The following is an 11,461-nucleotide window of genomic DNA, read 5'->3' on the forward strand; positions in this document are numbered from 1 at the left end:
GACGTAGCGGAAGAAGTCATCGCCGGGTTTGACCTGGGTGTCCATATTGGCCAGCGCCAGCCCGGAGTGTTTGGGGGAGTCTTGCGGTGCCTGACTGCAGCCAGCCAGCAGGGCCAGTCCAATCAGGCCGGCCAGTAAGCTCTTCTTATTGTTCATCTTGTTTGATTCCAATTCGGGTTGTTTGCTTCCCTGCCCATCTTCCTTGCTCCAACCGGTTGTGCGACCGTCTTGCGGTCTGCCTGGCGGAGAGGGCGGGCGAGCCTCACTCTAGCAGCAGGGTTGCAGCTTGATAAGCCCGACTCTGCTAAGATCGGCCGGTCCGTTTTGGGGAAGCCTATGATTTCTCATCTTTATTCTCGCTTTTGTCTGACTATGCCAGCGCCGGAAGGTTCCACCGGTCTGCTGGTGGCCTTCAGTGGCGGCCTCGACTCCACCCTGCTGCTGGTGCTGGCGGCGCAGTATGCCCGCGAGCATGGCCTGCTACTTCGCGCCCTGCACGTGCACCACGGCCTCAGTCCCCATGCCGATGAGTGGGTCGCTCATTGTGAAGCCGTGTGTCAGCAATTGGCGGTGGAGCTGCTGGTCGAGCGGGTGACTCTGATCCGCGGCAATGGCGAGAGTCTGGAGGCGCAGGCCCGCACAGCCCGTTACCAGCGGCTGACCGCTCGGATGCGGGAGGGGGAGTGGCTGCTCACCGCCCACCATCAGGACGATCAGCTGGAGACCCTGCTGCTGGCCCTCAAACGCGGCGCCGGTCTGCGTGGACTGGCGGGGATCTTGCCAAGCCAGCCCTTTGCCGGCGGCCTGCTGCTGCGGCCGCTGCTCGATATGAGTCGCGCCGAGCTGGCCGAGGCGGCGGCGAGCCTCCCCTTTGGCTGGGTGGAGGATGAGAGCAATCAGGACGTGAGCTATGACCGCAACTTTTTGCGCCAGACACTTATCCCCCAGCTCAAGGCGCGCTGGCCCGCCATGGCCCAGACCGCTGCGCGCAGCATGGCCCTGTGCGCCGAGCAGGAGGCGCTGCTGGATGAGCTGGCCGAGAACGACTGGCAGTTGGCGGGCGAGGGGGAGGCGCTCCATATCGGCCCCTTACACGCCCTCTCGCCCACCCGGCGCAACAACCTGCTGCGCTACTGGATCCGCCGTCAGGGGGGGGAGATGCCATCCCGTGAGCAGATTGCCCGGCTCTGGCAGGAGGTGGCGCTGGCGCGCGGCGATGCCAATCCCCAGCTCAACTGGGGGCGCCAAAGCTGCCGCCGTTTTCAGGAGCGGCTCTATCTGGTGAGCCCTGACCTGCAACCTTGCCATCAGGTATTGCCGCTGACCGTGGGCGAGCCGCTGACCCTGCCGGACGGGGTGGGCGAGCTGGTGGTGCGCATGGCGGAGCACGGCGAGGATCTGCTGCGCTCCCCCCGGCCGGACGAGCCGCTCTCGGTGCGTTTTCAGGTGGCGCCCGGGATCCCCCTCAAACCGGTGGGGCGGAGCGGTAGTCGGCGGATGAAGAAGCTGCTGCAGGAGTATGGCGTGCCTTCGTGGCAGCGGGGGCGCATCCCCATCCTCTACTATGGCGAGCAGGCGGCGGCGGTGGTGGGGCTCTTTGTCTGCGACGGTTTTATGGCGCAGGGTGCCGGGCTGGTGTGCCACTGGCAGGGAAGCGGTGCCGCCCCGGTTTCGCCCGAGCAGGATCTTGCCTGAGGTGATCTCGGCGTGAGGGGGGATTAGCCCCCCCAAAAAAAAGAAGCTCCGGTCACATGGCGCGCATGTGCCGGAGCAAAGAAGAGTTCGGGATTATTCGTTAGGGCTGGCCTTTCCTGCTTTTTTGCGGGCGTAGAGGTGACTGTCGGCCGCCTCGTAGAGGCTCGGCACATCGACCCCGGATTGCCAGCTGGCGGCGCCAAGGCTGCATCCGACCGAGAAGGTGCTGAGCTCCTTGTTGGTCATCAACATATGCTGCAGTCGCAGCCAGACCGGGCGCCACGCCTCGGGTTCGGCCGGTTGCAGCAGCAGGGCAAATTCATCTCCCCCGAGCCGAAAGGCTTGATCCGTGCTGCGGATGCACCCCTTGAGCAGCTGGGCAAAACGGCTCAGCACCAGATCCCCCACCGGATGACCCCAGGTGTCATTGATCTGCTTGAAGCGATCGAGATCCAGCAGCACCAGCACCAGACCGTGGGGATCGCGGCTGTGCTGCTCGATGGCGCGACCGATAGCCTCGTCAAAGTAGGAGCGGTTGCCAAGGCCGGTCAGGTGATCGAGCCTGACCAGCTGATCCAGTTTTTCCAGCCGCAGATAGAGGGGGAGCAGCAGGCAGAGCAGCTGATGGTATTGCATCAGTACCCGTTGCTGGCTGCCGCTCAGCGGATGTTCCAGCTCGTAGTGAAGTTGGCCGAGCAGCTGGCCATGCTGACCGCGCAGTTCGAACGGATAGTTGTGCAGGTTGAGGGTGGCCAGCGGCGGGTGCTGGATCAGCACATGGGGCTGGCCACAATCGAGGTAGAGACCGTGGATCCTGACAATTCTTGCCGCACGATCGGCAAAAGTTGTCAGCAGACCGCCGAGATCGCTCTGCCCCAACAACTGCTCGAGCAACTGGTTGCGTTCAATGCTGGGCAACGGCGTGAGCCGCTCCATCTGGCGAACCCACTGCTCGATGCCATGGCTAAAGCCATTAAGTGACGACGTATTTTCCATGGTCTTCCACCTGTAACACCTGACTACTGTCTCCTCCCTGCAATTGGCATGCCCAATATATCTTTCCTGCCCGCCAGATCGGCTGACTAAGCTTAAGTCGATAAAAGGAGAGGGAAATTTGTACACCGACCTGTTGATCCTGTTGTTCGCCGCCGTGCTGCTGGTGGCAACTTTCCGGCGCCTCGGCTTGCCGGTCATCCTTGCCTACCTGATTGCCGGCGTCTTGCTCGGCCCCCACGGGCTGGCGGTGATCACCGGTCAGTCGATCATGCAGACCATTGCCGAGCTGGGGATCGTCTTTCTGATGTTCTCGCTGGGGCTGGAGTTCTCCCTGCCGAAATTGCTGGCGATGCGGCGATTGGTGTTGGGGGTCGGGATGTTGCAGGTGCTGCTCACGTCACTGCTCTTTTTCGCCATCGGCTGGTGGTGGGGGCTGGGTCTGGCCCAGTCGCTGGTGGTGGCGGGGACGTTGGCACTCTCCTCGACGGCTGTGGTGATCAAGCAGCTCGGCGAGCAGAAGCAGCTCCATACCCGCCGCGCCCAGCTGGGGGTGAGCGTGCTGCTGTTTCAGGATCTGGCGGTGGTGCCCCTGTTGGTGATGATCCCGATCCTCGCCCAGCCGGAAGTACAAGGGAGCGCCCTGGCCGCCGAGATCGCCTGGGCCACCCTCAAGGGGCTGTTTGCTCTCTTCACTCTGCTGGCGGTGGGCAAGTGGTTGCTGCCGCTGCTGTTTCACGAGGTGGCGCGGGCCCGCTCCGACGAGTTGTTCGTGCTGAGTGCCCTGCTGGTGGCGCTGCTGGCTGCCTACATGACCCATTCGCTGGGGCTGTCGATGGCGCTGGGGGCTTTTCTGGCGGGGATGATGCTGGGGGAGTCCCACTACCGTCATCAGCTGGAGGTGGACATCAAGCCCTTTCGCGATGTGCTGATGGGGCTCTTCTTTATCACCATCGGCATGGCCATGGAGTGGGAGCTGGTGGCGCGGGCTTGGTGGCAGGTGCTGATCTGCGTGGTGTTGCTGGTGCTGTGCAAATCCCTGCTGGTGCTGTTGGCCGGGCGGCTGATGGGGGAGCGCAAGCGCGACAGCATGGCGGCTGGCATCATGCTGAGTCAGGTGGGGGAGTTCGGCTTCGTGTTGCTGGCACTGGCACTGCACCACGGCCTGCTGGATCAGCAACTGGTCTCCCTGCTCATCGGCATCGGCATCATCTCCATCGCCATGACCCCCTGGCTGGTGACTCAGGCCCATTCGCTGGCCCGCAGCCTGACCGACCCGGCGCTGCTTACCCGCTCCGAAGTCGCCCAGTCGGGCCTGAGCAAAAACCAGCATGTCATCATCGCCGGCTTTGGCCGGGCCGGGCAGACCTGTGCCCGCTTTCTCAAGATCGAGGAGATCCCCTTTCTGGCCCTAGACCTCGACCCCGAGCGGGTGAGCGAGGCCAAGCTGGCGGGGGAGCAGGTGGCCTTCGGCGACGCCAGCCGCCGCGATATTCTGCTGGCCGCCGGATTGCTGCGGGCGCGGCTGGTGATCATCACCTTCGATGATCGCAAGCGGGTGGAGGCGATGCTGGCACTGATCCGCGAACTGGCGGGGGATCTCAAGGTGCTGGTGCGTACTCGGGATGACAGTTTTCTGGAGCAGTACAAGCAGGCGGGGGCCTTCGAGGTGATCCCCGAATCCCAGGAAGGGGCCCTGATGCTGGTCTCCCACCTGCTGCTCAATTGCGATATCCCCATCGGTCGGGTGATCCGCCGGATGGAGCTGGAGCGCAGCAGTCAGTATCGCTTCCTGCACGGCTTCTACTGGGGGGATCAGAGTGCCAGTAATCTGGAGGCAGATCAGCTGCTTGAACGTCTCCATCCGCTTTTGCTGCACGATCAGGCGTGGGCGGTAGGCCGTGAAGTGCGCGAGTTGCCGCTTGATGAGGTGCGGATCAAGGCGGTGCAGCGCGGCGATCAGAGCCTGGAGCCCAGACCCGAGCTGGTGCTGGCGGCCGGTGACCGGCTGATCCTGTTTGGTACCGTGGTGGCGATGGAGCAGGCGGAGCAGCGTCTGCTGGAGGGGCGCTGAGTTCCCTCGGACTCATCGGCCGCGCCCTTTATTCCCGCTCTTTTGGTAGCCCTTCGATATCGAGGAAGGCGACGACTCTCTCCCGCTCCCTCAGAGTGTCCTGATAGCCCAGCTTGATCAGCTGTTGGCAATAACCCGGATAGAACATCAAAAAGCTGGCCAGACTGCTGGTCTCATCCCCCTTCACGCCCAGCACCCGCAACAGGCGGCGCAACTTTAGCGGCAGTTTGCGCAGGTAGGCCAATGCGATGGTGTCGAGATCCTGACTCGGTTTCAGCACGCAGGTCTCCACCCGTTTCAGCTTGAGGCGATTGCGCTCCCGCTCTGGGATAAGATCCAGAGTCTGGTTGATGCGCCACAGCCGCTCCAGATCGGAGTTGAGGGTGTCGGTAAAGACCGTATCGAGCAGATGGCTGGCAATATTGGAGCTGGTGAGATGGCCGTGATGATGGGTCGGTGCCGAGTGGGCTGGCGGATCCAGGGTGATCAGCAGGATCCGCTCTGCACCCAGATGGATGGCGGGGCTGAGCGGGCTCAGCTGGTGGATGGAACCATCGCCGTAGAACTTCTCGCCGATCCGGGTGGCTGGAAAGACAAAGGGGAGCGCCGAGGAGGCGAGCAGATGCTCCGATGTAAGCACGGTGCGTACCCCGCGCCGTCTGGCTCGCTCCCAAGGATGGTGGTCGGCCCGCCCCTGAAAGAAGGTGGTGGAGAGGCCGTCATCGTAATCCGATGCCGTGATGGCCAGCGCCTCCAGACTGCCGTAGAGGATGTTGTCATCGATGCGGTGATAGTCGATGAGCTGATCCAGCAGGCGGTGCAGCGGCGCGTTGTCAAAGAGGTGAAAGGCGTGGTTGGTGTGGGGGTTGATCAGCCCCGCCGACCCTTCGTACATCAACCGCCACAGCAGGCGCCCCGGGTGAAAATCGAAGATGTGGTGAGTCTCGAAGCGGCGCCAGACCCACTCCAGCTTGCGCACTCCCAGATGGAAGCAGGAGGCGTAGCAGGCGAGCGCGGTGACGTTGATGGCCCCCGCCGAAGTGCCACACAGGATGGGAAAAGGGATGCCGAGATTGCGCGGGTAGAGCTCCGCAATCGCCTTGAGGGCGCCGACCTGATAGGCGGCGCGGGCACCGCCACCGGTGAGCAACAACGCTGTATTGGGTCTGGCCATATGCTGGCGCCTTATTGTGTGCTGACAAGAATGTTCCCACTGACAAATTAACTATAAGGCGCTGTATCAAATATAAAAACGGGCGCTTGCCCGTTTTTTTTATGGCCCCATGTCAAAGGGCGCGGTGAGGATTTCCCGGCCGTGCCAGCTGATCGAAGGCGGCGAATACCGGGGCGCTGGCGAGGATACGACCGTGGCCAAGACCCCGAGTGCTCACCAGCCGGGTATGACCATCCTGACTGGCCCGCAAGGAATCGCCGTGTGGGGCAAACCTGTCCTCCTCGTCGTGCACGATCATCGCCGCGCCGCTGCGACTGGCGAGGCGACCCAGCGGATCGACCGTGCTCAAGGGGTGCTGGTACTCCTGCTCAATCTCTTTGACCACCGCATCGAACAACCGGATGGAGTAGCCGGAGCGCGCCACCATGCCGTAGAGCTGGGGCACATAGTCGAGCACCGGCGAAATCAACAGCAGCGGCAGGGTATCGATACCCGGCTGACGGCTGGAGAGGGTGACGGCGCCCCCCATGCTGTGGGCGATGACGCCGTGCAGCGGACCTACTTCGCTGGCCAATTTGGCTGCCAGCTCGTCGAAGGCGCGCACGAAACGGGGCAGGTGGCCAGTGTTGCCTGCGCTCTGGCCGTGGGCCGGATGATCGTAGGCAATGGCGGTGAAACCCTGTGCGGCGATATGGCTCATCAGCGGATAGAACTGACTGGCGCTGCCGGACCAGCCGTGCATCAGTAGCCACAGTGGTCCCTGACCGAGCCGATAGCTCATCAATACCCCTTCGCTGGTATGGACGGCCTGCTTCACCAGACCGGCAGGTTCGTGGCCATCCCGCTGATTGCGCTGGGGGGTGAGCAGCAACTTGCTGGCGGTGCGCTTGGCATGGGTGGGGGTGAGTCTGTGGTGCAACCGGGTGCCGATCCCCAGCAGCCATTTGCTCGGGCTGAAGCGGCGGGTGTTGAAGTAGATCTTGCTGCTCATGGTCATCCTGTGGTTTTTATGTGCGAACGGTCGTGCTTTTTTGTCGGTTTTTAAAAATTAGTGTTGAACGGATGCCAAAACATCAGCGCCAGCTGCTCAGCAGAGCGTCCACCTCGGGCCAGAAGTGGCGGGCCGGATCCTGACACAGTTCGAGATCGTTGAACACCTGATCCGCCAGATAGAGGCCATAGAGGCGATAAACGGCGCGCCAGGGATCCATCTCGCGTCGCCACTCGCCTGCGGCCTGACCCTGCACCACCTGACGGGCCAGATAGTCGAGCCAGAAGCGCACCAGTTGCCGGGCGGCTTGCTGCACCTGGCTCTTTTGCTCATGGCCATCCTGCACTGAGGTCCAGGCGTCGAGGAACATGCAGCGTCCGGCAAAGCAGTGGTTCCAGGCCTGCCAGGCGCGCAGCAGGGCGATCAGCTTGTCGTGCTGGCTCTGGTGCTCCTGCTGGCGTACCGGCTGGATCACCCGTAGCCGAAACACCTCGGCGGCGTACTCCAGCACGGCGATCTGCAGATTGTCGCGGGATTGAAAGTGGGCAAACAGGCCGCTTTTCGACATTTCGCAGGCGCTGGCCAGCGAGCCTATGGTCAGGCTCTCCAGCCCTTGCTGGCTCGCCTGCTCAAAGGCGGTCTGCAAAATGTTTTCCCGGGTCAGGCGCCCCTTGCTCATCACTCTCTCCTCATTGGCGCTGGCAGCATAAAGTACGATCGTGCTAATTGTCGAGCAACAAATAGCCAGCATGGCTGGCTATCTCATCTGGCCTGTGTCGCCGCGTTCGGGGCTCAGCTCTCCTTGATATCGAGCTGTTGCAGGGCGATAACCGCCTGAGTTCGGTTCTTGACGCCCAGTTTTCTGAAGATGGCGGTGATATGGGCCTTGATGGTGGCCTCGGAGACATTGAGCTCCCAGGCGATCTGCTTGTTCAGGCTGCCATCGCGCAGCATGATCAGCACTTTGTATTGCTGGGGGGTGAGGCTGGCCAGCTTGCTGGCGAAATCGGGGCCATCTTCCGATTCAGGATGGAGCGAGATGCCTTCCGGCACCCAGTTATCCCCCCCGATCACCGTATTGAGGGCGTTGACCAGCTCCTTCATCGGCACCGACTTGGGAATAAAGCCGAGCGCTCCGAGCCGCAACACCTGCTGGATGATGACCGCATCTTCCGAGGCGGAGACCACAACTATGGGCAGGTCGGGATACTGGCCGCGCAGGTGGGCCAGCCCCTCGAAGCCGTTGGCCCCCGGCATCTTGAGATCGAGCAGCAACAGGTCAACTTCGGGGTGCTCGCCGAGCAGGCTGGTCAGGCTGTCGATGGAGTCCGCTTCCAGCAATTGAGCGTCGTTGATGGCCATGTGCACCGCTTGGTAAAGGGCGCCCCGAAACAGGGGGTGGTCATCTGCGATGACGATGGTAAATTGGCTGTCCATATTTCGGTTAATGGCTCACATTGTTGCTAACTGATTGTTTTGAAAAATCAAACTAGCATCGCTCACCAAGAGGGTCAAACCCGCCGGTGCGCAAATGTGAAGCGAACATCGGATGTTTTGCCATCAGGGCAGATCGGCCGGTCGCAGGCAACACATGCAGGAGGCAACATATGGGTTCCTTGGTATTGGCGGTGGGCACCGGCTCCACCTGGGCGATGCGGGCGGCACTGGTGCTCGCCATGAGCGGACTGACGTGGCAGGAGCAGGTGTTCGAGCTGGAGGATGCCAAGTCGCTGGCGCGGCTCAAGCGGCTGGCACCGGCCGGTCTGGTGCCCTGGCTCGAACACGATAGCGTGCGGGTTCACGACTCGCTGGCCATCGCCGAATATGTTCACGAGCTCTGTCCCGACCGTCAGCTCTATCCCGTTTCGCTGGCCGAGCGGGCACTGGCTCGCAGCCTCTGCGCCGAGTTGCACGCGGGATTTCGGCAGATCCGTTCTCTGCTCCCCTTCTTTCTTGGGGCGCCAACCCGTATCGATCCCCCGGTGGAGGCGGTCGGCGAGCTGGCCCGTTTGCAGGAGATCTGGTCGCAGGCGCGGGGCTCCTTCTATTTTGGCGAGGCGGGCATTGTCGACGCCTTCTATGCCGTGATGGCTTATCGGCTGGCCAGCTACGGCATCGTGCTGCCCGGTCAGGCCGGAGCCTATCAGCAGGCGCTGCTCTCTTGGCCTCTGTGGCAGGAGACCCTGCTCAAGGCGCGGTTGCAGTGGCCGGTGGCGGCGCGCCAGTCACAGTGAGCTTTGGCAGATAGATAAACGAGAGAGGGGAGCCAGTGGCTCCCCTCTCTGCTGCTGGTGAATGTGGCTTAAGGGTTACTTCTGCCGACCGGCAAAGACCACCACCACCTTGTCATCCCCTTTCTCCCGCACGAAGGCGTAGGGGGCATCCGAGAGTTTCTGGTGGCTGCCTGCCGCAATGGCCGGATGGGCTGCGCGGAACTGACCCAGTTGCTGCCAATGCTTGACCAGCTCGGCCTTGTCGCCGCTGGCAAGCTCCTGCCAGTTCATGTCCGAGCGCAAGCCTTGATCGAACACTCCGCCATCCTTGGCCAGCCCGCGGCCGGACTCGTCGCCGTAGTAGAGCTGGATACCTCCCGGCAGCAGCATAAAGCTGTTGGCGACCCGGCGCTGTAGCGGCACATCCTGATAGTCGCCAAAGAACAGCTTGGTGTCGTGGGAGCTGATGTAGCTCAACACGTTGAACTCGGGATCCTGATTGATGCGGCTGGCGTAGCTGGCATAGGTGGGCTCGGCGCTGGCCATGCACTGGGCCTGTGACAGTGCGAACTCGCGCTGATAGTCGAAGTTGATCAGGGAATCGAAACCGTTCTGATACCAGAAATCCTTGGCCACCCCGTGATCCCACACCTCGCCCACCATGTAGAAGGGCAGATCGTCGAGGGCCTTGCTCGGGTTCGCAGTCTTCCACTCCTTGAGCGCAGCGGTGCCCGCCTGCTTGAGCTTGGCCCACACTTCGGGCTCCAGATGCTTGACTGTGTCGGCACGGAAGCCGTCGATACCAAAGCGGCGCACCCAGTCGGTGTGCCAGGCGATGAGATAGTCACTCACGGTAGCGTCGGACTGCGCCTTGGCGAGGGTATCTTTTTTCGCCGCCAGCAACGGCGGCAGCCCTACCGGTTTGGCCGATTCGGTCAGAAAGTCCGGCAGCCCCGCAACCGAGCCGGTGACATCGTCGGTGCCGGGCTGCGGGTAGCCGGGCAGACCGGCGCGCACCCAGTCACCACTCCACCACTTGTTCCACGCGGGTGATTGATAGTCGATGAACTGGTTGTAGCCATGCCAGTTGAGACCGCCGCTCGGGCGCCACTGGTTCCAGACGGTCGGCAGTTTGCCGCTGTTCTGGGTCAGTTCGGTGAGCCCCAAATCCTGCAAGTCGGCGAGGGTGGCGTAACCGGCGTGGTTCATCACCACGTCGAGGATGATCCGCATGCCGCGCTTGTGGGCCTCGTCCACCAGGGTTTTCAGGCTCTCTTCATCGCCGTAGTTGGGGTCAATCTTGGTGAAGTCGAGCGCCCAGTAGCCGTGGTAGGCGTAGAAGGGGAAGTTGCCCTGCTCACCACCGCCGATAAAGCCGTGAACCTGCTCCACCATGGGGGTGATCCAGATGGCGTTCATGCCGAGGCTCTTGATGTAGTCGAGCTTCTCGGTCAGCCCCTTGAAGTCACCGCCATGCCAGGTGGCTACCTCATCCTGACCATCCTTCTGGCGGCCGAAGCTGTGGTCGTTGGCGGGATCGCCGTTGTTGAAGCGGTCGGTCAGCAGGAAATAGACGCTCGCCTGATCCCAGCTGAACGGTGCTGGCTTGGCTGCCTTGACCGGTTCGAGCAGCAGCAGGCCGCCGCTCTCTTTGCTCGGGGTCAGGGTCAGCTTGCCCTGTTTGACTACCGCCTCCTGTTTCGAGTAGGCATCCCTCAGTCGGGTGCCGTCGGGCCAGACCCCTTTGAGCGACACAGTGACCGGGCCGCCATCCCAGCTGATGCAGGGCTCTTGTGGTGGCTGTCGTTTGAATTCGCTCTTCTTGGTCGCCCGTAGCACCTTGAGGCTGGGGGTATCCGGGTTGAAGCTGAACTGATACTCCCCGGCCAGCATCACCCGCAGGGTAAAGCTCTGATCCTTGCTGCATTTGTCCATGGGCTGGGCGGTGCCGAAGGGGAGCGGCTTGCTCTCGCTCGGGCCAAAGCTGGTGCCGCAACTGTTGCCTGCGTCGCTGATGCGGATCTGGTGGTTCCCCTTGGCAAGAGGGTGAGTCAGCTCCACCGTGCCCTTGTCCAGCGCGATCGGGGCCGCTACCGGTTGACCATCCACATAGAGGCGAACCTCGGGGGCGGCCATCGCCTGTTGGGTGAACAGAGGGGCGGCCAGCAGGGCGAGCCAGAGAGGGGATAAGTGATGAGCACGACGCATAAGCCATTCCTTGAGCAGGGCAGTTCGGACAAGGGCCCATTCTAGGAGCAGCAAAGCGCGCCTTGGATCGGCAAAATGCCGATTTGTGACATCAGTTCAAATGGTTACGTTTT

The 11,461-nt window shown here is 62.3% G+C and carries 9 protein-coding genes; 3 read left to right on the forward strand and 6 right to left on the reverse strand.

Annotated features, from left to right (window positions below):
- Nucleotides 1-336 precede the first annotated feature (336 nt).
- A complete protein-coding gene (tilS, locus tag L972_RS03825; RefSeq protein ID WP_047435709.1) occupies nt 337-1,695 on the forward strand; it encodes a tRNA lysidine(34) synthetase TilS in 1,359 nt (452 codons plus the stop codon).
- Between the two features lie 93 nt (nt 1,696-1,788).
- Here the strand turns inward: tilS and L972_RS03830 are convergent, their stop codons facing one another.
- A complete protein-coding gene (locus L972_RS03830; protein WP_047435711.1) occupies nt 1,789-2,691 on the reverse strand; it encodes a GGDEF domain-containing protein in 903 nt (300 codons plus the stop codon).
- Nucleotides 2,692-2,809: 118 nt separating this feature from the next.
- Between L972_RS03830 and L972_RS03835 the strand changes: the two genes are divergently transcribed.
- Nucleotides 2,810-4,762: a monovalent cation:proton antiporter family protein gene (locus tag L972_RS03835; protein WP_047435714.1), complete on the forward strand. Its 1,953-nt coding sequence runs from the start codon at nt 2,810-2,812 to the stop codon at nt 4,760-4,762.
- A 28-nt stretch (nt 4,763-4,790) separates the two neighbouring features.
- On the opposite strand, the gene L972_RS03840 is transcribed toward L972_RS03835, so the two are convergent.
- The 4 genes from L972_RS03840 to L972_RS03855 form a co-directional block, all read right to left on the reverse strand.
- Nucleotides 4,791-5,936: a patatin-like phospholipase family protein gene (locus tag L972_RS03840; protein WP_005347843.1), complete on the reverse strand. Its 1,146-nt coding sequence runs from the start codon at nt 5,934-5,936 to the stop codon at nt 4,791-4,793.
- 112 nt (nt 5,937-6,048) lie between these two features.
- Nucleotides 6,049-6,927, reverse strand: a complete 879-nt coding sequence (locus L972_RS03845) for an alpha/beta hydrolase (RefSeq protein ID WP_047435720.1) — start codon at nt 6,925-6,927, stop codon at nt 6,049-6,051.
- An 82-nt stretch (nt 6,928-7,009) separates the two neighbouring features.
- Nucleotides 7,010-7,606 carry a TetR/AcrR family transcriptional regulator gene (locus tag L972_RS03850; protein ID WP_005349841.1) on the reverse strand — a complete coding sequence of 199 codons (597 nt, stop codon included), beginning with the start codon at nt 7,604-7,606 and terminating at the stop codon, nt 7,010-7,012.
- 113 nt (nt 7,607-7,719) lie between these two features.
- Nucleotides 7,720-8,364: a response regulator gene (locus tag L972_RS03855; RefSeq protein WP_047435724.1), complete on the reverse strand. Its 645-nt coding sequence runs from the start codon at nt 8,362-8,364 to the stop codon at nt 7,720-7,722.
- A 170-nt stretch (nt 8,365-8,534) separates the two neighbouring features.
- Between L972_RS03855 and L972_RS03860 the strand changes: the two genes are divergently transcribed.
- A complete protein-coding gene (locus L972_RS03860) occupies nt 8,535-9,161 on the forward strand; it encodes a glutathione S-transferase (RefSeq protein WP_047435726.1) in 627 nt (208 codons plus the stop codon).
- 75 nt (nt 9,162-9,236) lie between these two features.
- Here the strand turns inward: L972_RS03860 and L972_RS03865 are convergent, their stop codons facing one another.
- The gene (locus L972_RS03865; protein ID WP_047435728.1) at nt 9,237-11,348 is read right to left on the reverse strand and encodes an alpha-amylase; all 2,112 of its coding nucleotides are present in this window, start codon (nt 11,346-11,348) and stop codon (nt 9,237-9,239) included.
- Between the last annotated feature and the right edge of the window lie 113 nt (nt 11,349-11,461).

The sequence above is a fragment of the Aeromonas sp. ZOR0001 genome, assembly GCF_000801015.1.
Classification (GTDB): Bacteria; Pseudomonadota; Gammaproteobacteria; order Enterobacterales; family Aeromonadaceae; genus Aeromonas; species Aeromonas veronii.